Here is a 26,396-nt window from a genome sequence, read left to right as displayed (position 1 = left end):
ATGAGCGTTTTAAAATTGCATGTAAAAGTCTTTCGTTTTGAAAACAACAAGGACTATAACCCTGCTTATGAGTCTTATTTTTTAGAATACCAAGAAGATCAATACCTTTTGGATCTTTTAAATCAACTCAAAGGCGTGAGCTATAATGAAAATATCGCGCTTAAAATCAACCAAATTGCGGTGTTTGAAGACGCTAAAATAAGCGATTTGGTGGCGTTTTTTTCTAAAGAATGGGTGCTAGATCCCCTATCCAAACGATACGCTTTAAAAGACTTGATGATTGATGAAAAGGCGGTTTTAAAAAACTATGAAGATTTTTTCAAACAAGTCCCCTACATCACTAAAGGCGAAAAAGAAGAATTAGAAAAGTTTATCCAAATCAATTTCATCAACCCCCAAACGAACCCTAAATATTTGGGCGATGGCTTTTTCTTGTATGTTAAATGGCTGATGAAACGCTACCCCACAGAGCGCAACCGGTTGTTAGAGATGATTTCTCAGCCTGAAAGCGGTGTGATGAATTTCTTAAGCGTGGCGCATTATCTCTATAAAAACGATGACAACATTGACCATGAAATCTATGAATTGCAAGAAATCCTAACCAATTCCAAAATCAAGCCATGGAAAGATTTTTCTAAAAACCTTTTAAGCCTTTTTCAATACCATTCTAACCCTCCTAAAACGCCTAACCCCCCTAAAACTTGTGCTCTCTTTAACGCTTATGCGAAGCATTTAGACGCGCAATCGCTCCTAAAAAGCGCTAAGCTCTATTTAGAAAAAATGGGGCAAAAAATCATTGATCTGCCTTTTTGTTATGATGGGGGCTATTATGGGAAGATCATAAGCACGCATGATTTTCTCACGGCTTGTGCGTATAATCTGGCTCTAGCCAAAGCCAATGGCGTTTCGCTCATTTTTTGCGAAGAAGATGCGTATTTGAATATCTTGCATGCTAAAGAAGTTTTAGACAACAACCCTGAAATCATTGACTCTGTCAATGAAAAATTGAAAAAATACCAACTCGTTTATGAGAAAGATATTGAGATGGCCTATCTCAATGAGTGGGTTAATGAATTTTTGGCATGGGAATTGAAAAGCCCTTTTGACGCATTTTTAGGGGCTGAATTTTCTCGCATCAAACAAAGCGATCATTTTTTCAATAAAATTCGTTTAAAAGCCCCCTATTTTTTAGAGTCTTTTCAAAATTACGCCCCCCTTTTAGAAGTCAATGAAGCAAGCGGCTTACTCCAGTGCGCGCATTTACGCTATTTAGGGATTGATTTAGGGGCGGATTTTTTAATCGTGCATTCTTTAGGGCTTTTTCACGCTTTTGAAAGTTTAAGCTTAAAAGCTTCAAAGATTTATAAAAGAGATAATGACAGCACCCCCACTTTATTGCTGCCTCAAATTGCGCTGATGGCTATGGGGGAAAAAGATAAGCAAGCTCTAGGGCTTGATGCGCATTATCATAAGGTTACTTTCATTTAAGATGAACGCTTTTTTAAAACTCGTGCTCGCTTCTTTGATGGGAGGGCTTTGGTATGCTTTCAATGGCGAAGGCTCTGAAATTGTCGCTATAGGGATTTTTGTGTTGATTTTGTTTGTTTTTTTCATCCGCCCTGTGAGTTTCCAAGACCCAGAAAAACGAGAAGAATACATAGAACGGCTTAAAAAAAACCATGAGAGGAAAATGATCTTACAAGACAAGCAAAAAGAAGAGCAAATGCGTCTTTATCAAGCCAAAAAAGAGCGAGAGAGCAGGCAAAAACAAGACCTTAAAGAACAAATGAAAAAATACTCATAAAGGAAAAAAAATGGAAATCATTTTATTAATTGTTGCGGCGGTTGTGTTGTTTTATTTTTACAACACCCTCAAAGAATATTTGAAAAACCCCCTAAACCCTAAAACCAAAACCGAAGAATACGACTTGAAAAATGACCCCTATTTGTTGGTGCAATCTAGCCCCTTAGACAAATTCAAGCAAACCCAAATAGGCGCGTATATGCGTCTTTTAAAATTTTTAGACATTCAAAAAAACGCTTTGGATAACGCCTTAAGGACGCTTTTTATCCATGAATTAGAGCAGCCCTTAAACAGCGAACAACAAGATTTAGCTAAAGAGCTTCTCAATGAGCCTGTGGATAAAAAAGAAAATTTTGAATCCTTATGCCAAGAAATCGCTGATCACACGCATGGGGAATACACTAAACGCCTAAAATTAGTGGAATTTCTTATGTTATTGGCCTATGCTGATGGGATCTTAGACAGCAAGGAAAAAGAATTGTTTTTAGATGTGGGGGCGTTTTTACAGATAGACAATCAGGATTTTAACGAGCTTTATGATAATTTTGAACGCTTCAATGCAATAGAAATCCCTATGTCTTTAGAAGAAGCAAAAAGTCTTTTTGAAATCCAAACCCACACCACCAAGCAAGATTTAGAAAAAAAAGCCCTGGATTTAAGTGCCCCCTACTACCATAAAATGAATGACAACAAACGCTACAGCGAACAAGATTTTATTTCTTTGAAAAAAATCGCCCTCGCTTCCCAACTCTTAGAAAATGATTTAAAAGACTCCTAAGGGGTGTGATGAAAAAGGCTATTGAATGCCCTTTTTAAAAGCCCTAGAATCTTTTGATGCGCCCTTTTTAGAAAAAGAAATTTCAAAGCGTTTTAGGGATAATTTAGTTTTTTTCAAATCCTATCACCCTAATCTTTTTAACGCTCTCAATACGCCTTTTAAAAATTACCAATTGCTTTTTGAAAAAAATCATCTTAATCTCTTACACACGCCAACAAACGCTTTAAGCTACCCTAAAAATCAAATGATAGAAACCGCTTTCAACATGGCTTCTAACCCATTGAATAATCCCAGATGGTCATTAGACAATAACCACCTTTCTTTACATTATTTAAAAACTCAAAACAACCACAAACTCCCCCTAACCCTTAAAGCCACGCATGCGATCTTAAATTTTTTAAATAACCATCAAACGCCTTGCTCTTTAAAGAAATTCCTACCCCCTACCATGATTTATGGCGTTTTAGACGGCTTGTTTTTGGCTATTTTACAGGCTCAAAATTACCGCTTCCATTCGCTTTATTTGTTTGAAGAAAATTTAGATTTGTTTAAAATCAGTTGTTACTTTGCGCGTTATGAAGATTTGATTACAAAAGGGGCTAAACTCTTTATTCAAGGGTTTTTTAACCCTAATGAATTGAAAATGGATTTTTTGAAACGCCCTGTTACGCATTCTTTTTTAAAGCTAGAAATCATGCCCTATAAAAGCGCTTTTAATTCGCGCATGCGAGAAAACATTCAAAGCTATTACAAACAAGCTTTAAGGGGTTGGGGGAGTTTTGAAGATGAATTACTAGGATTAAAGAACACGCTCAAAAATTTACCCTTATACCAAACCCTAAAAACCAAACCCCAAAAGATTAACGCCCCCATTTGCGTGGTGGGCAATGGGCCAAGCCTGGATTTGTTGCTAGATTTTTTAAAAGAAAATGAAGATAATTTCATCATTTTTTCATGCGGAACCGCTTTAAAACCTTTAAAAACGCACGGCGTTAAAGTGGATTTTCAAATAGAAGTGGAGCGCATAGACTATCTTAAGGAGGTTTTAGAAAAAGCCCCCCTAGAAGACACCCCTTTAATGGGGGCTAACATGCTCAATCCTAACGCTTTTAATTTAGCCAAAGAAGCGTTGATGTTTATGCGTGGGGGGAGCGCTTGCGCGTATATAAGCCCTTTGAGTATAGAATACGCAGCGCCTTTTGTGGGCAATGCCGGGGTGGCTTTAGCGGGTTTGATGAGCGATGAAATTTATTTGTGCGCTTTAGATTGCGCTTATATTAAAGGGTTTAAAAAGCACGCTCAAAATTCCTATTATGAAAATGAAAAAGAAATTGACACTTCATCTTTAATCAGCGTAGAGGGTAATGTTGAAGGTTATGAAACTTTTAGCGACTCGCTTTTTTTGCTCTCTAAAGAAAGGATTGAAGAAGCCCTTCATCATTACCAGCCTAAAAAAGTCTATAATCTAAGCTATGGGGCGAAAATCAAGCATGCTGTTAGCCTTAATTACTCTCAAGTGAAATTGAAACAAATCAACAAACAAGAAGCTATCGTTCGCATTAAAAGCATGTTTAGCCCTAAAAATAATCATGCTAAGGATTTAAACAATTTACAAAAAAATCTGATTCGTTTTAAAGAGGATTTTTTCACGCATTTAAACACGCCATGTAAAACCAAGCAAGAAATATTTGAATGGGTGGATAATTTGAATGGGTTTTGCCAAACAGCCAGCGCTAAAACCCCTACTATAGGCATTTTATTTGAAGGGAGCATCGCCCATATTCTACAAAGCGTTTTAATCGTTTCATTGCATCTTAACGAAAATGAGCTGACGCATTTTATCAAATTCTCTCAAAACACCTTAAAACAATTCCTTAAAAAAGCTTGTTTGTTATTGCAAATGCAACTCAAACAACCATGATTTTTATTTTTACACTATAATAACAACCTTAAATCAAAGAGGTGTTCATGCCATACAATGAAATCACAAGGGTTCAAGTCCCTGCCTTAATGCATTTAGCCGAGTTGGGCTATAACTTTATTTCTCAAAAAAATAAGCCTAACCTAGACACGGACACTAATATCCTAATAGATAGTTTCACTCAAGCGTTTGAGCGCTTAAACCCCACTAAAAACGCAAAAGATTCGCTTGCTGAAATGAAAAAACGCTTGAATTACGATGATTTAGGCAAAAGCTTTTATGAATACTTGCTCAAAAGCGAGAATCCAATCATAGACTTTGATAACCCTAACAACAATCTTTATGAAATGATGGCTGAATTAACCTATAAATCCTTTAGGCCTGACATCACCCTTTTTATCAACGGCTTGCCTTTGGTGAATATAGAAGTTAAACAGCCTTACGCCGGACAAGGCATTAAAGAGGAAAAAGATCGCCATATCAAACGCTATGAAAACCCTGAAAACAAAGTTTTTTATAACCTTGCACAAATTTGGCTTTTTAGCGATAACTTGCCCTATGATGAAAACAAACCCGATCAAGGCGTCTTTTATAGTGCTTCTTATTCGCCTGTTTTCCAACGCTTTGTTGAAGCCAATAGGTTAGATATTACCCCCCCCCCCCCCCGAAAAATGATGAAAATCATCAAAACCATTCAAGCCATCGATCGCTTGAAGAAATCCAAAAACGCGTCTTAAAAGAATTTAACCTTAAAGATACCGACACCCCAAAAAGCCCCAAAGACACCCCCACAAACCCCCTTTTAACTTCGTTTTGTTCTCACAAAAGGCTTTGCTTCATCCTAAAATACGGCATCAGTTTCTTACAAGAAAAATCAGAGTTTAAAAAACATGTTTGGCGTTACGCGCAGATGTTTGCGAGCTTGAACATTTTAAAAGAATTGCAAAAGCATTATGAAACGAACCCAAAAGACCCCCTAAAAGGCATCATCTGGCACACGCAAGGCAGCGGTAAAACCGCCTTAACCTACCACTTAACCAAACTCATCAGAGACTTTTTTAGCCAATCCAACCTAAACAAAAAGACTAAATTTTATTTTATTGTGGACAGGTTGGATTTATTAGAACAAGCCAAAAGCGAGTTTTTAAAAAGAGGCCTTTGTGTGCATGAGGCAGAAAATAAAGAGGATTTGAGCCAAAAATTAAAAAACTCTAGCGTTTTTGAAGGCCCTCAAGGGAATGATGAAATCATCGTTGTGAATATCCAAAAATTCAAAGCCCCCAATGAAGAAAAAGCCCCTAATGAAGACCCTTCTAGCGCTCCTAAAGAAATCATTTCTAAAACAGAATTACAAGAAGCGACAAAAGATAACCATGATTTACAAAGGGTGTTTATCATAGATGAAGCCCACAGGAGCTATGACCCTAAAGGTTGCTTTTACGCTAATTTGATAGAATGCGACAAGACAGCCATCAAAATCGCCCTCACAGGCACGCCCCTATTAGAAGACAACGCGCAAGATAAAGCCACTAAAAACACTTTTGGCAACTACTTGCACACCTATTCTTATACAGAATCCATTAAAGACAGACACACCCTAAAACTCCAGTTAGAAATCATTGAAAAGAGCTGCAAAGAAAAACTACAAAAAATCTATCGCCTTTTACAAGAAAGCATCACTATTGAAGACATAGAGGTTAAAAAAGAAACGATTTTTAATCATGAAAGATACATTAAAGAAATGCTCTATTATATCATCAGAGATTTATTGAATTTCAGGCGTGTAAATAATGATGAAAATTTAAAGGCTATGGTAATTTGTTTTTCAAGCGCACAAGCCAAGTTAGCCAATTTGCTTTTTAATGAAGTCCAAGAAAAAGTCTTACAAGAAAACCCTAACCTGAAAATTTTAAACAAACTCCAATCCAGTCTCATTTTGCATGACGAACAAGAAGTCAAAGAAAAGATTCATTCTTTTAAACATGAATATACCGATATAGTCTTTGTGTTTAACATGCTTTTAACCGGCTTTGATTTACCCAATCTCAAACGCCTTTATATCCACAGAGAATTAAAAGATCACAATTTGCTCCAAGCCCTAGCCAGAGTGAATCGCCCTTATAACAACATGTCTTTTGGCTACCTTATAGATTTTGTAGGGATTAAAGAAAATTATGACAAAACGACTGATGATTATTTGAAAGAGTTAAACCAATTCAATCAAAGCGATTTTAATATCAAAGATAATCTCAAAGACATGTTTGTGGATCGTGAGGTTTTAGAAAAAGACATTAAAAACGCTTATGATGATCTTTTTAATTACCCCATTGATGATATAGAGGACATGACTAGCGCCATTGTTGGTATCAGCAAAATGAGTGAGCTTTTAAAAGTCTCACACGCCATTAACACGCTCAAAGAACGCTACAATTTAATCCGCACTTCTAGCGATGAAAAAATCCTTTCCTTAAAAGAAAAAATTGATATTGAAAAGATCAGCAAAATCTCTTCAATGCTCAGTAAAAAAGCCAAACAACTCCATGCGTTAAAAAATATCAATGAGCCTAAAAACCCAAACGATTTAATCGTTTTAGAAGATCTCATCGCTCTTTTAGACTTTAAAATAGAGTTTAAAGAAAGCAAAGAATTACGCTTCAAAGAAAAAGAAGAGATTAGCACCAAATACAAGCAAGCTAAAGAGATGTTAGAAAAAATCCCGGACAAACAAGATAAAGAAGTTCAAAAGATTTCTAAAGAGCTTTCAAGACTGATCCAAGAACCCCTAACCAATCATAATTTTGATGGAATTTCTCATTCTTATAGCGTAATCATTTCACAACTCAAACAACACAAAGAACAAACCACCAACCTATTAAGCAAATACAATAATGATCGAGCTTATGCGATCACGCACAAGCGACTTCACAATCGCTTTATGGAAGAAAACATTTCTAAGGGAATTTTCACGCTTTTAAGTGCGCTCAAAAAAGCTCTTGATGCGCGCATTTCTAAGCGTCAAGAAATCTTAAACGAAGAAACCACCCTAAAAACTGCCATAAAAGCAGAATTAAGGAACGCTTTCAAAGAAAACCCCTCTTTAAAAGATTTAGAAAAAGAGAAAGAACTTATCGTTCAAACCCTTTTTAACGAACTCCCAAAAAATTATAATCAAGGAAATTTGAATGCCTAATAACGCTTTATTGCAAATCAAACAAGACACCCTAAGCCTCATTGATGATTTAAAAGTCATTTGCACGAGTTTTGGTTTAGGGAACGACGGCAACGAATACAAGATCATCACGCAATGCTTTTTGTATAAATTCTTATGCGATAAGTTTGAATTCTTTTTTGAAACAAAATTCCCCAACCAAACGATACGAGATTACAAAGACTTGAACGAAGAAGAAAAAGAAGATTTTTTCCTTACCTTAAGCGATAAAAAACTCCCCAAACTCTCTTATGATGAGCTTTTAAGCTATCTTTTTGAAAAACATTTTAACGATAACGATTTACACCTTAAACTAGACGCTATTTTTAATCGCATTTCTAGCAATAATGCCGAACTTTTTAACACCACAAGCACGGATAAAACCACTATCGCCTTATTTGAAAGCGTTTCACAATACGTTAATGAAGAGTCTAAAAGGGCTAATTTTACAAAAGCTTTATTAGACAAACTCAAAAATTTTAATTTCAAACAAGCTTTTTTAAACTTACAAAACCAACAAGGCTATGATTTTTTCGCCCCCATTTTTGAATACTTACTCAAAGATTACAATAACGCCGGCGGAGGGACATACGCCGAATACTACACCCCTTTAAGCATCGCTAGCATCATCGCTAAGCTTTTAGTGATTAAACCCACTCAAAGCGTCAAAATCTATGATCCAAGCGCTGGCACAGGCACGCTTTTAATGGCACTAGCCCACCAAATAGGCACCGATTCTTGCACCCTTTATGCCCAAGACATTTCGCAAAAATCCTTAAGAATGCTCAAACTCAACCTGATTTTAAACGACTTGACCCACTCTTTAAGATACGCCATTGAGGGAAACACCTTGACTAACCCCTACCATTCTAAAGACCACAAAGGGAAAATGGATTTCATCGTGAGTAACCCCCCTTTCAAGCTGGATTTTTCCAACGAGCATGCCGAGATTTCGCAAAACAAAAACGATTTTTTCTTAGGCGTGCCTAATATCCCTAAAAACGATAAAAGCAAAATGCCCATTTACACGCTCTTTTTCCAGCATTGCTTGAACATGCTCAGTCCAAAAGGTAAAGGGGCTATAATCGTGCCAACCGGATTCATCAGCGCTAAAAGTGGGGTAGAAAATAAGATTGTCCGGCATTTAGTGGATGAAAGGCTCGTTTATGGTGTGGTTTGCATGCCCAGTCAGGTTTTTGCCAACACCGGCACTAATGTGAGCATCATCTTTTTTCAAAAAACGCCAAGTGCAAAGGAAGTCATTTTGATTGACGCTTCCAAACTCGGCGAAGAATACACCGAAAACAAAAACAAAAAAACGCGCTTAAGACCAAGCGATATGGATTTGATTTTAGAAACTTTCCAAAATAAAGCCCAAAAAGCGGATTTTTGCGCTCTGGTTTCTTTTGATGAAATCATAGAAAAAAACTATTCCCTAAACCCCGGGCAGTATTTCACTATAGAAGACACAAGCGAAACAATCAGCCAAGCGGAGTTTGAAAACTTGATGCAGCAATATTCAAGCGAACTGACAAGCCTTTTTGATGAAAGCCAGAGCTTGCAACAAGAAATTTTAGAAACTTTAGGAAATCTTAATTATGATTAAACTTTTAGATTTAAAAAATCATTCAGTAATTGCTATCAACCAAAACAACTACACTAAAGAAGACAATTACAAAAAAGTTTGTTATTTAGATACTGACAACATTACAAATAATAGAATAAATGCTTTTCTAAAAATTGATTTAACAAAAGAAAAATTACCCTCAAGAGCTAAACGAAAATGCTCTCTTAATAGCATTATTTATTCTAGTGTAAGACCTAACCAACGCCACTTTGGGATTATCAAAGAAATTCCAAAAAATTTTTTAGTTTCTACTGCTTTTATCGTAATAGATATTATAGATTTAAAAAAATTAGACCCTAATTATTTGTATTATTACATTACGCAAGATAAAATTATTCATTACTTGCAACGCATTGCAGAATGTGGGACTTCTAGCTACCCCTCTATCACGCCCTTAGATCTTCTTAATGTTAAAATCAAACTTTACCCACTAGAAACACAACAAAAAATCGCCCGCACGCTTTCTGTTTTAGATCAAAAAATAGAGAACAACCACAAAATCAATGAGCTTTTACACAAAATCCTAGAGCTTCTTTATGAGCAATACTTCGTTCGTTTTGATTTTTTAGATGAAAACAACAAACCCTATCAAACTAGCGGCGGGAAAATGAAATTTTCTAAAGAATTAAACCGCCTTATCCCTAACGATTTTGAAGTTAAAACGCTAGGGGATAATCCCCTATGTAACACAATCAAAACGGGAGTAACCCCCTTTAAACAAAAAGTGTATTATGAAACAAAACATATACAAGAAACTTTATCTCTTAATCAAGGACTTAAAGTTAGCTATAACAAACGCCCTAATAGAGCCAACATGCAACCCTCTATCTATTCAGTATGGTTTGCCAAAATGAAAGACACTAAAAAACACTTATTTTTAAACCAACACATGCAATCATGGATAAAAGAAAGCATATTATCAACAGGTTTTTGTGGCTTACAATGTCAAAAACATACTTTTGAATATATAGCTTCCACGATTAAATACTCCCCTTTTGAGACAAGAAAAAACAATCTAGCGACTGGTGCTACACAAAAAGCTATCAACATTGAAGCACTAGACTATATTTTCATTCTTATACCAAATAAAGAGCTATTAAATAATTATTCTAAAATAACTAAACCACTCTATGAAAAAATATCTAATAATATCATTGAAACCCAAACCCTAACCGCGCTCAGAGACTTTTTACTCCCCCTACTCTTAAAACAACAAATCAAACCCCAATGAAAAATTTTAGAACAAAACTTTTTTAAGGGGTAAAAACCCTTTAGTTACAAGAAAGAGAAGTTTTGTCATCAAAAGAAATTTTTTAAAGAAAAAGAAGTTTCAAAAAATTAAAAGTTTGAGTCAAATCCGCTAGTAAGATTTGACCCCAGCGCTCTTGCGCCAGAGCCAAAATTTTAGTATAATGTGGCGTTGCGGACGCCATTAAAACTATGATTACTAATCTCATGTTAGGTTATCTCCTTTTCTGAGGTAACCACCCACTGTTACCCCCAACCCTAACATACTCCAAATACCGCAACCAAAGAGAAAACCAAGAGATTACTACTCGCGTTCGTTTATTATAGAAACAATCAACCCAAAAAACGCTAAAAAAATTTTAAGCGATCTTTTAGGGTTAAATGAAGTTTTATTCAAAAAATGAAGTTTTACAAAAAAGAGTCTTTAAACAATAACTAAGCAAACTCGCGCTACAATCTCCTTTCTTGATTGCGGAGTATGGCGCAGCCTGATTAGCGCGCACCCTTGGGGTGGGTGAGGTCGTGGGTTTGAATCCCGCTACTCCGACCATGACTTTTTAAAAAAGCTTCAATGATTATCATTTCATTATATAATCACACTAAACAAAATCAATTTTTAAACATGATGATTTAAAGGATTTCTATTGAATCGTTTCTTTAACCGAGAGCTTTCATGGTTAGCTTTTAACACAAGGGTTTTGAATGAAGCCAAAGATGAGAGCTTGCCTTTATTAGAGCGCTTGAAATTTTTAGCCATTTATGACACGAATTTAGACGAATTTTACATGATAAGAGTGGCCGGGCTTAAACAACTCTATGAGCATAAAATCGCCTCTAAAGGCATTGATGGCGCAAGCCCTGAAGAGCAACTAGAAAAAATCAAGCATTATTTAGCGCATGAAATTGAAGAAAGGGAATTAGAATTCCAAAAAATCCAAGCCCTACTCTTTAAAAAAGGGCTTTGCATCACCCCCTATAACGAATTGAATTTAGAGCAAAAAGCGAAGGCTAAAACCTATTTTAAAGAGCAGCTTTATGCGTTAGTTTTGCCTTTTAAGTTGGATTCTTCGCACACCTTCCCGCCTTTAGCGAATCTGACTTTCGCGCTTTTTGCCCACATCAAAGACAAAGAAACCCAAAGCGCCTCCTATGCGCTCATCAAACTCCCCTCTTTTATCTTCCGTTTTGTGGAGTTGGAAAAAGGCTTGTTTGTGTTAGCTGAAGAAATCGTAGAAGCGCATTTAGAAGAATTGTTTTTGGAGCATGAGATTTTAGATTGCATGGCGTTTAGGGTAACTTGCGATGCGGATATTGCCATCACTGAAGATGAAGCACATGATTATGCGGATTTGATGAGTAAGAGTTTAAGGAAGCGAAATCAAGGCGAAATCGTGCGCTTGCAAACCCAAAAAGGGAGCCAAGAGCTTTTAAAAACCCTTTTAGCGTCTTTAAGGAGTTTTCAAACCCATTCTTACAAAAAGCACAAACTCACCGGCATGCATATCTATAAAAGCGCGATCATGCTCAATTTAGGGGATTTGTGGGAATTGGTCAATCATAGCGACTTTAAAGCGCTCAAATCGCCCAATTTCACGCCCAAAATCCACCCTCATTTCAATGAAAACGATCTCTTCAAATCCATAGAAAAACAAGATCTGTTGCTGTTTCATCCTTATGAAAGTTTTGAGCCTGTGATCGATTTAATAGAGCAAGCCGCTAATGATCCGACCACCCTTTCTATCAAAATGACGCTTTATCGTGTAGGCAAGCATTCCCCCATTGTCAAAGCCTTGATTGAAGCGGCGAGCAAGATTCAAGTGAGCGTTTTAGTGGAATTAAAAGCGCGTTTTGATGAAGAAAGCAATCTGCACTGGGCAAAAGCTTTAGAAAGGGCGGGCGCGTTAGTCGTTTATGGCGTTTTCAAACTCAAAGTGCATGCTAAAATGCTATTGATCACTAAAAAAACAGACAACCAGTTACGCCATTTCACCCATTTAAGCACGGGCAATTACAACCCTTTGAGCGCTAAAATCTATACCGATGTGAGTTTTTTTAGCGCTAAAAATGAAATCGCTAACGACATTATCAAGCTTTTCCATTCCTTGCTGACTAGCAGCGCCACTAGCAACACATTAGAAACGCTTTTTATGGCGCCCAAGCAAATCAAGCCTAAAATCATTGAACTCATTCAAAATGAAATGAATCACCAACAAGAAGGCTATATCATTTTAAAAGCCAACGCCCTAGTGGATAGCGAAATCATTGAATGGCTCTATCAAGCCTCTCAAAAAGGGGTTAAAATCGATCTCATTATTAGAGGGATTTGCTGTTTAAAGCCCCAAGTCAAGGGATTGAGCGAAAATATCAGGGTGTATTCTATCGTGGGGAAATATTTAGAACATGCGCGGATTTATTATTTTAAACATGAGAATATCTATTTTTCTAGCGCGGATTTAATGCCTAGGAATTTAGAAAGGCGCGTGGAATTGCTTGTCCCCGCCACAAACCCAAAGATCGCTAATAAATTGTTGCGTATTTTAGAAATCCAACTAAAAGACACTTTAAAACGCTACGAGTTAAATTCTAAAGGCCGTTACACTAAAGTTTCAAACCCTAACGATCCTTTAAATTCACAGGATTATTTTGAAAAACAAGCCCTTAAAACCTTTTAAAGGGTTATCGTTCAAATCATCAAATATTAAGGATTTAAATGCTTTATTCATTAGTAAAAAAATATCTTTTTAGCCTAGACGCTGAAATCGCTCATGAAAAGGTTTGTCAAATTTTAAGAACGCTTTCTTCATCACCCTTTTTGTGTAATTTGATTGATTCTCAATGGGGTTATAAAAACCCAAAGCTTGAAAATGACATTTTAGGCTTAAACTTCCCTAACCCTTTGGGCTTGGCCGCCGGCTTTGATAAAAACGCTTCCATGCTCAGGGCGTTAACCGCTTTTGGGTTTGGCTATTTAGAAGCAGGCACATTGACTAATATTGCGCAAAGCGGGAATGAAAAACCAAGGCTTTTCAGGCACATTGAAGAAGAGTCCTTACAAAATGCGATGGGGTTTAATAATTACGGGGCGATTTTGGGGGTAAGAGCGTTCAATCGCTTCGCCCCTTATAAAACCCCTATTGGCATCAATTTAGGCAAAAACAAACACATAGAGCAAGCGCATGCCCTAGAAGATTACAAGGCGGTTTTAAATAAATGTTTAAACATTGGCGATTATTACACCTTCAACCTTTCTTCGCCCAACACCCCTAATTTAAGGGATTTGCAAAACAAAGCGTTTGTGCATGAGCTTTTTTGCATGGCTAAAGAAATGACTCATAAGCCTTTATTTTTAAAAATCGCCCCGGATTTAGAAACAGATGACATGCTAGAAATCGTCAATAGCGCTATTGGAGCGGGAGCGCATGGCATTATTGCGACTAACACGACCATTGATAAAAGCCTGGTGTTTGCCCCTAAAGAAATGGGGGGCTTGAGCGGGAAATGCTTGACTAAAAAAAGCCGTGAAATCTTTAAAGAGTTGGCTAAAGCTTTTTTTAATAAAAGCGTTCTTGTTTCTGTGGGGGGGATTAGCGATGCGAAAGAAGCTTATGAAAGGATTAAAATGGGAGCGAGTCTGTTACAAATTTATAGCGCTTTTATTTACAATGGGCCAAATTTATGCCAAAATATTCTTAAAGATTTGGTAAAATTACTCAAAAAAGATGGATTTTTGAGCGTTAAAGAGGCTATAGGAGCGGATTTAAGATGAAACATTTTTCTGTTAAAAGACTTTTGAGGCTTAGTTCTGTCTTGTTAGTCACTTTAGGAGCGAGCATGCACGCACAATCTTACCTACCCAAACATGAGAGCGTTACCTTAAAAAACGGGTTGCAAGTCGTAAGCGTCCCCTTAGAAAATAAAACTGGGGTTATAGAAGTGGATGTGCTTTATAAAGTCGGCTCTAGAAACGAAGTCATGGGCAAGAGCGGGATCGCTCACATGTTAGAGCATTTGAATTTTAAAAGCACCAAAAACCTTAAAGCCGGCGAATTTGATAAGATCGTGAAGCGTTTTGGGGGCGTGAGTAACGCTTCTACGAGTTTTGATATTACGCGCTATTTCATTAAAACCAGTCAGGCTAACTTGGATAAGTCTTTAGAGTTGTTCGCTGAAACCATGGGTTCTTTGAATTTAAAAGAAGATGAGTTTTTGCCTGAGCGTCAAGTGGTCGCTGAAGAAAGGCGATGGCGCACCGATAATTCCCCTATCGGCATGCTTTATTTCCGCTTTTTTAACACCGCTTATGTCTATCACCCCTACCATTGGACACCCATTGGTTTTATGGATGATATTCAAAACTGGACTTTAAAAGACATTAAAAAATTCCATTCGCTCTATTATCAGCCTAAAAACGCTATTATTTTAGTGGTGGGCGATGTCAATTCCCAAAAGGTTTTTGAATTGAGTAAAAAGCATTTTGAATCCTTAAAAAACCTTGATGAAAAAGCTATCCCCACCCCTTACATGAAAGAGCCTAAACAAGATGGAGCAAGAATAGCAGTCGTGCATAAAGATGGGGTCCATTTAGAATGGGTAGCGTTAGGGTATAAAGTGCCTGCTTTCAAGCATAAAGATCAAGTCGCTTTAGATGCGTTAAGCAGGCTTTTAGGCGAAGGTAAAAGCTCATGGTTACAAAGCGAATTGGTGGATAAAAAACGCCTGGCTTCTCAAGCTTTCTCACACAACATGCAATTGCAAGATGAAAGCGTGTTTTTATTCATTGCCGGGGGTAACCCTAATATCAAAGCTGAAGCCTTACAAAAAGAAATCGTAGCACTTTTAGAAAAGCTTAAAAAAGGCGAAATCACTCAGGCGGAGTTAGACAAGCTCAAAATCAATCAAAAAGCTGACTTTATTTCTAACTTAGAAAGTTCTGGCGATGTGGCGGGGCTTTTTGCGGACTATTTAGTGCAAAACGATATTCAAGGCTTGACGGATTATCAGCAACAATTTTTGGATTTAAAAGTGAGCGATTTGGTGCGTGTGGCTAATGAATATTTTAAAGACACCCAATCAACCACCGTGTTTTTGAAACCTTAAAAGAGCCTTATCGCATGCAATTTCATTCATCTAGTGCGTTAATTACGCCTTTTAAAAAAGATTTGAGCGTTGATGAGGCCGCTTATGAATCCTTGATCAAGCGCCAAATTTTTCAAGGCATGGACGCATGCGTGCCTGTTGGCACGACAGGAGAATCCGCCACGCTCACCCACAAAGAGCATATGCGTTGCATTGAAATCGCCATAGAGACTTGCAAAAACACTAAAACGCTCTCCAATTCACGCATGAAAGTGTTAGCCGGCGTGGGCAGTAACGCCACGAGCGAGTCCCTTTCTTTAGCAAAGTTCGCTCAAAAAATCGGTGCGGATGCGATTTTATGCGTAAGCCCTTATTATAACCGCCCCACCCAACAAGGCCTGTTTGAACATTATAAAACCATCGCTCAATCGGTGGAAATCCCTGTCATGCTTTATGATGTGCCAAGCCGAACAGGCGTGTCTATTGAAGTTCCAACCGCCCTCAAACTCTTTAGAGAAATCCCTAACATTAAAGCCATTAAAGAAGCGTCTGGCTCTTTGAAAAGGGTAACAGAATTGCATTATTATGAAAAAGATTTTAAAATTTTTAGTGGGGAAGATTCACTCAACCACTCTATCATGTTTTCAGGGGGGTGCGGCGTGATTTCAGTGACCGGTAATTTAATGCCCAATCTGATTTCACAGATGGTCAATTGCGCGCTCAAACTTGAATACCAACAAGCCCTAGAAATCCAAAATAAGCTTTTTCATTTGCACCAAGCCCTTTTTGTAGAAACGAATCCCATCCCTATTAAAATGGCTATGCATTTAGCCGGCTTGATTGAAAACCCAAGCTACAGACTGCCTTTAGTGGCCCCAAGCAAAGAAACGATCAAACTTTTAGAAAAAACCCTACAACAATATGAGGTAATTGCATGAATCATTCCAACCACATGAAAAATAAAACCCTAGTGATCAGCGGCGCGACTAGAGGGATTGGTAAGGCGATATTGTATCGCTTCGCTCAAAGCGGCGTGAATATCGCTTTCACTTACAATAAAAATGTTGAAGAAGCGAATAAAATCATAGAAGATGTGGAGCAAAAGTATTCCATCAAAGCCAAAGCCTACCCCCTTAATGTTTTAGAGCCTGAGCAATACGCAGAGCTTTTCAAGCAAATTGACGCTGATTTTGACAGAGTGGATTTTTTTATTTCTAACGCTATTATTTATGGGCGCTCTGTCGTGGGCGGATTTGCACCTTTCATGCGATTAAAACCTAAGGGGTTAAACAATATTTACACAGCCACCGTGTTAGCGTTTGTGGTAGGGGCTCAAGAAGCGGCAAAACGCATGCAAAAAATAGGCGGCGGGGCGATCGTGAGCTTAAGCTCTACTGGGAATTTGGTCTATATGCCCAATTACGCCGGGCATGGCAATTCCAAAAACGCCGTAGAAACCATGGTCAAATACGCTGCTGTGGATTTAGGCGAATTTAACATTAGAGTGAATGCGGTTAGCGGCGGGCCTATTGATACGGACGCTTTGAAAGCCTTCCCTGATTATATGGAGATTAAAGAAAAAGTAGAAGAGCAATCGCCCCTAAAACGCATGGGCAATCCTAACGATCTAGCCGGGGCGGCTTATTTTTTATGCGATGAGACCCAAAGCGGTTGGCTTACAGGGCAAACGATCGTTGTGGATGGTGGGACTACTTTTAAATAAAGATTTTTTTTGAAAAACATTATCCACATCCACCAAAACAAAGAGTTGCAATTCATTAAAAAATGCTTGTTGGGCTATTTTTTCGCCCCTTTGTGTGGGGCTATTTTGTTGGTGTTTTTTCTTGTTTCAAGTGGGGCAAAATCGTTTCAAATTTCTAACCTCTTTAACAATCAACTAGCTTATATCGTTTTATTGTCTCTTTTTTTGTGCGCGCTTGGGTTCATTGCCGGAGCGATTGGTTTTTACAGGCTTTCTAAAATCACACGCCATCTGAGTTTTTTTGAAAATTTCGCTTTCAGTTTTTTGGCGGTGATTTTATGCGCCCTTTTAAGCTATCTTATCCCTAACGCCAGTAACGCTCTTTCGCTAATCGGTAATGGCGTTTCTATTTTTTATTTGCACAAACTCTATAGAGAATTGAGCCTTTACACGCAAGAAAGGTTTTTTTTAAGCGGGTTTAGGTTGTTGCTTTTTAGTTTCATGTTGGCTCTTTTAGGGATTTTAGTGCAAGCGTTAGTTATCATTTTTTTAACGATCGCTGTGGTTTTAATGTGTGTAGCGCTTGGCTTTTTAGGGCGCGCGTTTTTGAATTTTTCACAAGTCTTTTTGAAAGCATGAAAGTTTTAAAACTCCTGCCTAATTTTTTAACGATTTTACGCATTGTCTTATCCTTATTTTTATTATTTTTATTGTTAAACACGCGCACTTATTTTAGTTTTTTAACCCCCTTTCACATCAACATGATCTCTTCATTGGTTTTTTTATTTGCCGCGCTCACGGATTTATTGGACGGCTACATCGCTAGAAGCTATAAAGCCAAATCGCGCTTTGGGGAAATCTTTGATCCTTTAGCGGATAAAATCCTTATTTTGAGCGCGTTTTTAGGGTTAGTTTATTTGGATCGTGTGAATGCGTGGATCCCGTTTGTGATTTTAGGGCGTGAATTTTTTATTTCAGGGCTTAGAGTCTTAGCCGCTAATGAAAAAAAGGATATTCCTGTCAATGCGTTAGGCAAGTATAAAACCGTGTCTCAAGTCGTGGCGATTGGCGCTTTATTAGCCAATTTAACTTACTCCTATGTGCTTGTGGCTATAGCGGTTTTTTTAACCCTTTATTCAGGGATAGATTACACGATTAAATATTATAAATCTTAATGTTTTAAAAGGAGTTTTTAGCGTTCTTTAAAAAAACACCTTAAAACTTTGCTCTCATCAAATATTGATAAACATTAACTTTAGCATTCTTTCGTTTGTTTAAAATTTTATTTTCAATATTCAATTAAAAAAAATCATTTTATTTTATTTTTGTTATAATTCAAGCTATTTTTATTTTCAATCTAAGGAGGTGTCGCATGGACAATCAAAAGATAACGCATCAAAATACCACGCAAAAACAAGGCGAGCTTAAAAGAGACATGAAAATGCGCCATCTCTTAATGATTGCATTTGGAGGAGCGATCGGCACAGGGCTTTTTGTAGGCACTGGGGGTAATATTGCGAACGCTGGCCCTTTAGGGACCTTGATCGCTTATGGTTTTGGAGGGCTTGTGGTTTATTGCATCATGCTCTCTTTAGGCGAATTGGCTAGCGTTTATCCCACTACGGGAAGCTTTGGGGATTATGCGGCTAAATTCATAGGCCCTGGCACGGGCTATATGGTTTTTTGGATGTATTGGCTTGGCTGGGTGATCACGGTGGCGTTAGAATACATCGCTATAGGCATGCTCATGCAACGTTGGTTTGCTGATATTCCCATCCATTATTGGGTTATTTTATGCATTGCGTTGGTTTTTTTATTGAACTTTTTTTCGGTTAAAATTTTTGCCGAGGGCGAGTTTTTCTTTAGCCTGATTAAAGTTTTAGCGGTGATCGCTTTTATAAGCATTGGCGTAATTGGGATTATTTATCAAATCTATTTGCATGGGTTTAGTTCTATTTTTGATAACTTCCATTTTGGCGATAAAGGGTTTTTCCCTAACGGGAGTGCAGCGGTTTTTTCTGCTATGCTCGCTGTCATTTTTGCTTTCACTGGCACAGAGGTGATTGGGGTGGCTGTGGGAGAGACTAAAAACGCTAGCGAAGTGATGCCCAAAGCGATTAAAGCGACCTTGTGGCGGATTGTCTTTTTCTTTTTAGGCTCTGTGTTTGTCATTTCTGTTTTTTTACCCATGAATGATTCTTCTATCGCGCAAAGCCCTTTTGTGAGCGTTTTAGAACGCATCCATTTGCCCTTTATTGGCATGGGTATCCCTTATGTGGCTGATATAATGAACGCTGTTATCATTACGGCGATGTTTTCTACCGCTAATTCAGGGCTTTATGGAGCGAGCCGCATGATTTATGGGCTGTCCAAACAAAAGATGTTTTTTAAGGTTTTTTCCCAACTCAACCGACAAGGCACGCCCACTTATGCGATGTTTTTTTCCCTTTCTTTTTCCCTTATAGGGCTTTTAGTCCAAATTTATGCGAAAGAAAATGTCGTGGAAGCTTTGATTAATGTGATCAGTTTCACGGTGATTATCGTGTGGGTTAGCGTGTCCGTTTCGCAATATTCTTTCCGTAAGCAATACTTAAAAGCCGGGCATTCTTTAGAGGATTTGCCCTATAAAGCCCCTTTCCTGCCCTTTTTGCAACTCATAGGGATCACTGGGTGTATTATCGGCGTGATCGGTTCGGCTATGGATAAGGATCAACGCATCGGGATGATTTTGACGATTGTTTTTGCTGTTATTTGTTACATTGGATACTATTTTACACAAAAAGCTAATGAAAATAACAAAAAAGATTTGATATAATCTTTTTTTAATTTTGAAGTTTAGCAAATTTTAAGGAAGTAACCATGATGAAAAAAACCCTTTTTATCTCTTTGGCTTTAGCGTTAAGTTTGAATGCGGGCAATATCCAAATCCAAAGCATGCCCAAAGTGAAAGAGCGAATAAGCGTCCCCTCTAAAGAGGATACGATCTATTCTTACCACGATTCTATTAAGGATTCTATTAAAGCGGTGGTGAATATCTCCACTGAAAAGAAGATTAAAAACAATTTTATAGGTGGCGGTGTGTTTAATGACCCCTTTTTCCAACAATTTTTTGGGGATTTGGGCGGCATGATCCCTAAAGAAAGAATGGAAAGGGCTTTAGGCAGCGGTGTCATCATTTCTAAAGATGGCTATATCGTTACGAATAACCATGTGATTGATGGCGCGGACAAGATTAAAGTAACCATTCCAGGGAGCAATAAAGAATATTCCGCTACTTTAGTAGGCACCGATTCTGAAAGCGATTTAGCCGTGATTCGCATCACTAAAGACAACCTGCCCACGATCAAATTCTCTGACTCTAATGATATTTTAGTGGGCGATTTGGTTTTTGCGATCGGTAACCCTTTTGGCGTGGGCGAAAGCGTTACGCAAGGCATTGTTTCAGCACTCAATAAAAGCGGGATTGGCATCAACAGCTATGAGAATTTCATTCAAACAGACGCTTCCATTAACCCTGGAAATTCCGGCGGCGCTTTGATTGACAGCCGTGGAGGGTTAGTGGGGATCAATACCGCTATTATCTCTAAAACCGGGGGCAACCACGGCATTGGCTTTGCCATCCCTTCTAATATGGTTAAGGATATTGTAACCCAACTCATCAAAACCGGTAAGATTGAAAGAGGTTACTTGGGCGTGGGCTTGCAAGATTTGAGTGGCGATTTGCAAAATTCTTATGACAACAAAGAAGGGGCGGTAGTCATTAGCGTAGAAAAAGACTCTCCGGCTAAAAAAGCAGGGATTTTGGTGTGGGATTTGATCACTGAAGTCAATGGGAAAAAGGTTAAAAACACGAATGAGTTAAGAAATCTAATCGGCTCCATGCTACCCAATCAAAGAGTAACCTTAAAAGTCATTAGAGACAAAAAAGAACGCACCTTCACTCTCACTCTAGCTGAAAGGAAAAACCCTAACAAAAAAGAAACCATTTCTGCTCAAAACGGCGCACAAGGCCAATTGAACGGGCTTCAAGTAGAAGATTTAACCCAAAAAACCAAAAGGTCTATGCGTTTGAGCGATGATGTTCAAGGGGTTTTAGTCTCTCAAGTGAATGAAAATTCCCCAGCAGAGCAAGCCGGCTTCAGGCAAGGCAACATCATCACAAAAATTGAAGAGATTGAAGTGAAAAGCGTTGCAGATTTTAACCATGCTTTAGAAAAATATAAAGGCAAACCCAAACGATTCTTAGTCTTAGACTTGAATCAAGGTTATAGGATCATTTTGGTGAAATGATAGAGGTGGGTTGTTAGTCGCATGTCTTTGATTAGAGTGAATGGGGAAGCTTTTAAACTCTCTTTAGAAAGTTTAGAAGAAGACCCTTTTGAAACTAAAGAAACGCTAGAGATTCTTGTTAAACAAACGAGCGTTGTTTTATTGGCCGCTGGGGAATCTAAGCGTTTTTCTCAAACCATCAAAAAACAATGGCTACGCTCTAATCATACCCCCTTATGGCTCAGCGTTTATGAAAGCTTTAAAGAAGCCCTAGACTTTAAAGAAATCATTCTAGTCGTAAGCGAATTGGATTATATTTATATCCAACGCCATTACCCTGAAATCAAGCTTGTAAAAGGCGGGGCATCAAGGCAAGAATCCGTCTGTAACGCTTTAAAAATAATTGATAGCGCTTACACGCTCACCAGCGATGTGGCTAGGGGTTTAGCCAATATTGAAGTGCTCAAAAGTTTGTTTTTAACCCTCCAACAAACAAGCCATTATTGCATCGCCCCTTACTTGCCTTGCTATGACACGGCGATCTATTATAACGAGGTTTTAGATAGAGAAGCGATCAAACTCATTCAAACCCCGCAATTAAGCCACACCAAAGCACTCCAATCAGCCCTAAATCAAGGGGATTTTAAAGATGAAAGCAGCGCGATTTTACAAGCTTTCCCTGATCGTGTGAGCTATATTGAAGGCAGTAAAAATTTGCACAAGCTCACCACAAGCGATGATTTGAAACATTTCGCACTCTTTTTCAACCCAGCAAAAGACACTTTTATCAGCATGGGCTTTGATACGCATGCGTTCATTAAAGATAAGCCCATGGTTTTAGGGGGGGTTGTTTTGGATTGCGGGTTTGGGTTAAAGGCTCACAGCGATGGCGATGCTTTGTTGCATGCGATTATTGATGCGATTTTAGGGGCGATTAAAGGGGGGGATATTGGCGAGTGGTTCCCTGATAATGACCCCAAATACAAAAACGCCTCTTCTAAAGAGCTTTTAAAAATCGTGTTGGATTTTTCTCAAAGCATTGGGTTTGAATTGTTTGAAATGGGGGCGACCATCTTTAGCGAAATCCCTAAAATCACTCCTTACAAACCGGCGATTTTAGAGAATTTGAGCCAACTTTTGGGTTTAGAAAAATCTCAAATCAGCTTGAAAGCCACTACAATGGAAAAAATGGGGTTCATTGGCAAACAAGAAGGGCTGTTAGTCCAAGCGCATGTGAGCATGCGTTATAAACAAAAACTTTAAACGCGATAAAAGGAAGAATGGATGAAAATCTTAATCATTGAAGACGATTTAGCGCTAGCCAGGAGTATTTCGCATAATTTGCATGATTTAGGGCATTTTTGCGAGATCATCTCTAGCATTTCAGAAGAAAATAAAGAGCCTTATGATGTGATTTTAGTTTCTTCTAAAGTTTGCACTCAAGGGCGTTGCGAACATTTTGTGCGTTATAATTCCAAGCAAATCATTATCATGATGGCTTCGCATGTCAATGAAGATGGCGTGAATAAACCCATTCAAGCGGGAGCGAGAGATTATATTCTAAAGCCTTTTAAAATGGATGAATTGTTGCGCAAGATCCAATACCACAAAGCCTACCAAGAAATGACCGCTCGCTTGGGATTTTATGAAAATTACTTGGACTTTATCCATGCGGAATTGCCCTTGCCTAGAGATTTTTCTTACCGGCCGCCCTTTATTATCCACACGCCCTCTCAAGAGCTTGCGAACGCTTATTTATTGCAATACGCTAAAGAAAGGCAAATGGATTTTTCTTTTTTCTCTTTAAAGGATACCACTTGGAAAGATCTATACAAAAATAAAGACAAACTAGAACGCCCTTTTTACATCATGCATTTAGAAGAGCTTAAAAAAGATGAGCAATTGAAATTGCTAGAATTGGCCCGTTCATGCCCTATTGTTTTGTCCTATACCCATAAAGAACCCCTAGAATTTCCTAAAATTGTGAGCATTGAATGCGGCAATAGACCCCTATTTTTGTTCAACAATAACACGACTTTCCTTTCCATTCAAGAGTATGAAAAAGAAGCCATTAGGCATTTTTCTTCTACTTGCACCGATACGGAATTAGCCAGCAAGCTTGGCATTAGCCGTAAAAGCCTTTGGGAAAAACGCCGGAAATATAACTTACCGCGCAAATAACAGAAAATCCTTAAGCCCTGTTTTTGTGGGGCGTTGATCATAAAATGTAAAAATGCCAAAAGCGTTTTTACAATCAAAAGAGCTAAAGCAAGCGATAACCTCTTAAAATTTAGCGTATTTAATGAGAATAGAGCTAATTATTATTAAAATAACTTATTATTTGCTATATATTTACTATAATAGTTTATCTTTTAGAAAGAGAAATTCAACTTAAGGATTAACCATTAGGCAAGCGTTTAGCAAAACAAGATCCATGCATTCAAGAACTCTTTTACTAGACATTGATTGCGTTATCCCTAATATTGTTAGGCGTTTGCTCTCTAATAAAACGCTCCCTAAAAGATTCGCCGCTTACAGCTTGCAAGAAGTGGGCGTTATTTTCCTCACCACTCAAATTTTATCTATCATGCGCAAGACCCGTTGCTCTAAAACGCTTTTTTTTATCACTAGGGGCAGAGAGAGTTTCCGCTACCAGCTGTGCGATCATTACAAACAAAAACGCCACCAATTTGATGAAGGTTTTAGATCCCTTTTAAAAGCTCTCAAAATCGCTTTGGTGGAAAAATACCCTCTAAAAAAAGGGGCTAAAATCCAGGGCGAACATTGTTTTGAATATGAAGCCGATGATATTATCTCTTTTTACAAAAAGAAAGACCCCAACAATTATGTGATAGCCAGCATGGATAAGGATATTTTGTATTCCAATAGAGGTTCTCATTTCAATCTCAAAACAAACGCTTTTTTTAATGTGAGTCAAAAAGAGGCTCATTTTTTTGCTTATTACCAGTGCGTTGTGGGGGATAAGGGGGATAATATTAAAGGGGTTAAAGGGATTGGTGGCTTCAACTATAAAGATTTTTTAAACGAAGACGCTAAAGAGCATGAGCTGTGGGAACAGATCATTCAAGCGTTCAAAATTAAAGAAGATTTGAGCGACAGCGAAGCTAAAGAAAAGGCTCTTTTAAACATGCGTTTAGTCAATATGCACCAGATGACCCACCATGGCGTGATCAAACTATGGGAGCCTGAGTTTAAAAAAACTTTTTTCCCTAAAAAATCCCAAAGACCTGATTTTAAAAGAATTTCTTAAAACAAAAACTTCTTTTAATGTTGATTTTTTAAAAAAGAAATTATCGCTTACTTTATCGCTTACTTTTGGCAAGCCCTTTGCTATTGATTGTAAAAATGGCATTTTTTTAAAACAAAAACTTCCCAAAAAAGACAAAAGAACTATCTCCAAGGCTTTTTCTCGTGGCTTTAGAATTATAAGCATACACATACCCCCCACCCATATCAAAAGACAAACTCCTATAAGTCCAAACCCTAAAACTGCTCATTAAAGAATATTCTTGGTAATCCCCAAAAGCCACCATCGCGTCTAAACGCACCCTTTTAGTCTTAAGCCCTAAAAAAACATAGCCTGAAATGCTAGAATTTGCAAAATAAATCGCTGGCACGCCGGGCGCGTTGATCCCACGGCCATAGAATTTAGTCCTGTCGTTAAAAGTCCATAGATAGCCCTTATTGTTCCTTGCCGGAACGATATAAAAACCCGTTCCAAAATTAAAAATTTTGTATTTAAAAGTTTGATCGATCAAAAACAAGCCGGCATTTTTAGCGCTTGTAGTAATATCAGTGTTGCCGTATTGATACATGCCATGCACTAGAGTGCGCGAAGTGAAACCCTTAGCTAAAGAAGCGTCATACTCTAACTTACCCCCCACTTGCACTAAAACATTTTGGGTGGGCAAAGGCAAGCGGGTGTCCGTTAAAATAAAAGGAACGAATGTCAAATTTTTATTTTTGTATTCTGTGCCCAAAACAAACACTTCCCCCCCCACATACAAGCGTTTAGACACAGGATCATAAGACGCTAGAGCGTTTAGGGAAGTAGCGATCCGATTCCCTTGCTCTTTATTGATTTGATGCCCGTTATAAAGCATGCTATCCATAAAAATCCCAAAATAACGCATGGAATTTTGCTTGAAAGCCACAGAGACCCCTTGAATATTGCCCCCTATCCAATCAAAATCCACAAAATCGGTATTGAAACGCCCTAAAGCGATTTTAAAACGCTGGTTAGTGTATTGGAGATACGCATCAGAAACATCGCCAGCGCTCAAATAAGGTTTAACGTTGTTAGGGTTACCAAAAAAATTCCCTAGACTGATGTAAAGGTTAGCCAAACGCTGTTTGTTATAAATATTCCAAGCTCCAATCGCTCCAATGCCAAAGGACCACCCATTGCTATAAGAAAAATCCACTCCAAGACGCGTCAAAGCCCCCACATAGCTGTGAGGGTTTTTTTGTGCCCCTTGATTATACAATAGCCCCAGATAGCCAAAAGGTTTGACTGCGATTTCTAAAGCTTTCAAAGACAGACCATTTAAAAAAAAGATCCCTAACGCTAAATAATAATATCTTTTCTTATTTTTCTTATATTGCATTAAAAACTCATCGTGGATTTAAACTCAATATTTTAGTTAAAATTCCTTTTAATTGCGCTGAAACGGGTTTAAAATCTCAATTACCACTAAACATTATCAATAAACTTGATTGACTAACACTAAAGATTTATGATA

General features: G+C 37.9%; 21 protein-coding genes and 1 tRNA gene. 21 read left to right on the top strand and 1 reads right to left on the bottom strand.

Annotation, left to right across the window (positions count from 1 at the left end):
- From H7N67_RS02545 to H7N67_RS02450, 21 genes are all read left to right on the top strand, one after another.
- On the top strand, nucleotides 1–1,488 hold the full coding sequence (locus H7N67_RS02545) for a DUF5644 domain-containing protein (RefSeq protein ID WP_187938946.1): 1,488 nt from the start codon (nucleotides 1–3) through the stop codon (nucleotides 1,486–1,488).
- A 1-nt stretch (nucleotide 1,489) separates the two neighbouring features.
- Nucleotides 1,490–1,804, top strand: coding sequence for a hypothetical protein (locus H7N67_RS02540; protein WP_002205634.1), 315 nt, complete (start codon nucleotides 1,490–1,492; stop codon nucleotides 1,802–1,804).
- Between the two features lie 10 nt (nucleotides 1,805–1,814).
- Nucleotides 1,815–2,582, top strand: a complete 768-nt coding sequence (locus H7N67_RS02535) for a TerB family tellurite resistance protein (RefSeq protein ID WP_187938945.1) — start codon at nucleotides 1,815–1,817, stop codon at nucleotides 2,580–2,582.
- Nucleotides 2,583–2,607: 25 nt separating this feature from the next.
- Nucleotides 2,608–4,503: a motility associated factor glycosyltransferase family protein gene (locus tag H7N67_RS02530; RefSeq protein WP_187938944.1), complete on the top strand. Its 1,896-nt coding sequence runs from the start codon at nucleotides 2,608–2,610 to the stop codon at nucleotides 4,501–4,503.
- A gap of 47 nt (nucleotides 4,504–4,550) precedes the next feature.
- Nucleotides 4,551–5,240 carry a type I restriction endonuclease gene (locus tag H7N67_RS07965; RefSeq protein WP_232262997.1) on the top strand — a complete coding sequence of 230 codons (690 nt, stop codon included), beginning with the start codon at nucleotides 4,551–4,553 and terminating at the stop codon, nucleotides 5,238–5,240.
- 173 nt (nucleotides 5,241–5,413) lie between these two features.
- On the top strand, nucleotides 5,414–7,693 hold the full coding sequence (locus H7N67_RS02525) for a DEAD/DEAH box helicase family protein (RefSeq protein ID WP_232262996.1): 2,280 nt from the start codon (nucleotides 5,414–5,416) through the stop codon (nucleotides 7,691–7,693).
- The gene (locus tag H7N67_RS02520) at nucleotides 7,686–9,317 is read left to right on the top strand and encodes an N-6 DNA methylase (RefSeq protein WP_187938943.1); all 1,632 of its coding nucleotides are present in this window, start codon (nucleotides 7,686–7,688) and stop codon (nucleotides 9,315–9,317) included. The genes H7N67_RS02525 and H7N67_RS02520 overlap by 8 nt, the downstream gene beginning before the upstream one ends.
- Entirely contained in the window at nucleotides 9,310–10,569 is a 1,260-nt protein-coding gene (locus H7N67_RS02515) for a restriction endonuclease subunit S (protein ID WP_187938942.1), read from the top strand. The genes H7N67_RS02520 and H7N67_RS02515 overlap by 8 nt, the downstream gene beginning before the upstream one ends.
- Before the next feature lie 489 nt (nucleotides 10,570–11,058).
- Nucleotides 11,059–11,136 (top strand) — tRNA-Pro (locus H7N67_RS02510).
- A gap of 94 nt (nucleotides 11,137–11,230) precedes the next feature.
- On the top strand, nucleotides 11,231–13,258 hold the full coding sequence (locus H7N67_RS02505) for an RNA degradosome polyphosphate kinase (RefSeq protein ID WP_187938941.1): 2,028 nt from the start codon (nucleotides 11,231–11,233) through the stop codon (nucleotides 13,256–13,258).
- A 38-nt stretch (nucleotides 13,259–13,296) separates the two neighbouring features.
- Entirely contained in the window at nucleotides 13,297–14,352 is a 1,056-nt protein-coding gene (locus H7N67_RS02500) for a quinone-dependent dihydroorotate dehydrogenase (RefSeq protein ID WP_187938940.1), read from the top strand.
- Nucleotides 14,349–15,683: a zinc protease PqqE gene (gene pqqE / locus H7N67_RS02495; protein WP_187938939.1), complete on the top strand. Its 1,335-nt coding sequence runs from the start codon at nucleotides 14,349–14,351 to the stop codon at nucleotides 15,681–15,683. The genes H7N67_RS02500 and pqqE overlap by 4 nt, the downstream gene beginning before the upstream one ends.
- Before the next feature lie 14 nt (nucleotides 15,684–15,697).
- On the top strand, nucleotides 15,698–16,600 hold the full coding sequence (gene dapA / locus H7N67_RS02490) for a 4-hydroxy-tetrahydrodipicolinate synthase (RefSeq protein WP_187938938.1): 903 nt from the start codon (nucleotides 15,698–15,700) through the stop codon (nucleotides 16,598–16,600).
- Complete coding sequence (locus tag H7N67_RS02485) at nucleotides 16,597–17,385, top strand: enoyl-ACP reductase (protein WP_187938937.1); 789 nt, start codon at nucleotides 16,597–16,599, stop codon at nucleotides 17,383–17,385. Before dapA ends, H7N67_RS02485 begins: the two co-directional genes overlap by 4 nt.
- 9 nt (nucleotides 17,386–17,394) lie before the next feature.
- Nucleotides 17,395–18,003, top strand: coding sequence for a hypothetical protein (locus H7N67_RS02480; RefSeq protein ID WP_187938936.1), 609 nt, complete (start codon nucleotides 17,395–17,397; stop codon nucleotides 18,001–18,003).
- On the top strand, nucleotides 18,000–18,539 hold the full coding sequence (pgsA, locus tag H7N67_RS02475; protein WP_000866197.1) for a CDP-diacylglycerol--glycerol-3-phosphate 3-phosphatidyltransferase: 540 nt from the start codon (nucleotides 18,000–18,002) through the stop codon (nucleotides 18,537–18,539). Before H7N67_RS02480 ends, pgsA begins: the two co-directional genes overlap by 4 nt.
- 197 nt (nucleotides 18,540–18,736) lie before the next feature.
- Nucleotides 18,737–20,179: an amino acid permease gene (locus tag H7N67_RS02470; protein ID WP_187938935.1), complete on the top strand. Its 1,443-nt coding sequence runs from the start codon at nucleotides 18,737–18,739 to the stop codon at nucleotides 20,177–20,179.
- A gap of 44 nt (nucleotides 20,180–20,223) precedes the next feature.
- Entirely contained in the window at nucleotides 20,224–21,654 is a 1,431-nt protein-coding gene (locus H7N67_RS02465) for a Do family serine endopeptidase (protein WP_000976646.1), read from the top strand.
- Nucleotides 21,655–21,675: 21 nt separating this feature from the next.
- Nucleotides 21,676–22,896, top strand: a complete 1,221-nt coding sequence (locus H7N67_RS02460) for a bifunctional 2-C-methyl-D-erythritol 4-phosphate cytidylyltransferase/2-C-methyl-D-erythritol 2,4-cyclodiphosphate synthase (protein WP_187938934.1) — start codon at nucleotides 21,676–21,678, stop codon at nucleotides 22,894–22,896.
- A gap of 21 nt (nucleotides 22,897–22,917) precedes the next feature.
- The gene (locus H7N67_RS02455) at nucleotides 22,918–23,814 is read left to right on the top strand and encodes an OriC activity response regulator (RefSeq protein ID WP_187938933.1); all 897 of its coding nucleotides are present in this window, start codon (nucleotides 22,918–22,920) and stop codon (nucleotides 23,812–23,814) included.
- A 253-nt stretch (nucleotides 23,815–24,067) separates the two neighbouring features.
- Nucleotides 24,068–24,904, top strand: coding sequence for a 5'-3' exonuclease (locus tag H7N67_RS02450; protein ID WP_187938932.1), 837 nt, complete (start codon nucleotides 24,068–24,070; stop codon nucleotides 24,902–24,904).
- Between the two features lie 106 nt (nucleotides 24,905–25,010).
- Here the strand turns inward: H7N67_RS02450 and H7N67_RS02445 are convergent, their stop codons facing one another.
- Nucleotides 25,011–26,261, bottom strand: coding sequence for a hypothetical protein (locus H7N67_RS02445; RefSeq protein ID WP_187938931.1), 1,251 nt, complete (start codon nucleotides 26,259–26,261; stop codon nucleotides 25,011–25,013).
- Between the last annotated feature and the right edge of the window lie 135 nt (nucleotides 26,262–26,396).

The organism is Helicobacter pylori (genome assembly GCF_014498195.1).
Taxonomy (GTDB): Bacteria; Campylobacterota; Campylobacteria; order Campylobacterales; family Helicobacteraceae; genus Helicobacter; species Helicobacter pylori_DO.
This window is presented reverse-complemented; position numbering and strand designations above follow the sequence as displayed.

Bases quoted from the DNA above. Each gene is read 5' to 3' on its own strand.
- H7N67_RS02545 (WP_187938946.1), top strand. From the start codon at position 1: ATGAGCGTTTTAAAATTGCATGTAAAAGTCTTTCGTTTTGAAAACAAC.
- H7N67_RS02540 (WP_002205634.1), top strand. From the start codon at position 1,490: ATGAACGCTTTTTTAAAACTCGTGCTCGCTTCTTTGATGGGAGGGCTT.
- H7N67_RS02535 (WP_187938945.1), top strand. From the start codon at position 1,815: ATGGAAATCATTTTATTAATTGTTGCGGCGGTTGTGTTGTTTTATTTT.
- H7N67_RS02530 (WP_187938944.1), top strand. From the start codon at position 2,608: ATGCCCTTTTTAAAAGCCCTAGAATCTTTTGATGCGCCCTTTTTAGAA.
- H7N67_RS07965 (WP_232262997.1), top strand. From the start codon at position 4,551: ATGCCATACAATGAAATCACAAGGGTTCAAGTCCCTGCCTTAATGCAT.
- H7N67_RS02525 (WP_232262996.1), top strand. From the start codon at position 5,414: ATGTTTGCGAGCTTGAACATTTTAAAAGAATTGCAAAAGCATTATGAA.
- H7N67_RS02520 (WP_187938943.1), top strand. From the start codon at position 7,686: ATGCCTAATAACGCTTTATTGCAAATCAAACAAGACACCCTAAGCCTC.
- H7N67_RS02515 (WP_187938942.1), top strand. From the start codon at position 9,310: ATGATTAAACTTTTAGATTTAAAAAATCATTCAGTAATTGCTATCAAC.
- H7N67_RS02500 (WP_187938940.1), top strand. From the start codon at position 13,297: ATGCTTTATTCATTAGTAAAAAAATATCTTTTTAGCCTAGACGCTGAA.
- pqqE (WP_187938939.1), top strand. From the start codon at position 14,349: ATGAAACATTTTTCTGTTAAAAGACTTTTGAGGCTTAGTTCTGTCTTG.
- dapA (WP_187938938.1), top strand. From the start codon at position 15,698: ATGCAATTTCATTCATCTAGTGCGTTAATTACGCCTTTTAAAAAAGAT.
- H7N67_RS02485 (WP_187938937.1), top strand. From the start codon at position 16,597: ATGAATCATTCCAACCACATGAAAAATAAAACCCTAGTGATCAGCGGC.
- pgsA (WP_000866197.1), top strand. From the start codon at position 18,000: ATGAAAGTTTTAAAACTCCTGCCTAATTTTTTAACGATTTTACGCATT.
- H7N67_RS02470 (WP_187938935.1), top strand. From the start codon at position 18,737: ATGGACAATCAAAAGATAACGCATCAAAATACCACGCAAAAACAAGGC.
- H7N67_RS02465 (WP_000976646.1), top strand. From the start codon at position 20,224: ATGATGAAAAAAACCCTTTTTATCTCTTTGGCTTTAGCGTTAAGTTTG.
- H7N67_RS02460 (WP_187938934.1), top strand. From the start codon at position 21,676: ATGTCTTTGATTAGAGTGAATGGGGAAGCTTTTAAACTCTCTTTAGAA.
- H7N67_RS02455 (WP_187938933.1), top strand. From the start codon at position 22,918: ATGAAAATCTTAATCATTGAAGACGATTTAGCGCTAGCCAGGAGTATT.
- H7N67_RS02450 (WP_187938932.1), top strand. From the start codon at position 24,068: ATGCATTCAAGAACTCTTTTACTAGACATTGATTGCGTTATCCCTAAT.
- H7N67_RS02445 (WP_187938931.1), bottom strand. From the start codon at position 26,261: ATGCAATATAAGAAAAATAAGAAAAGATATTATTATTTAGCGTTAGGG.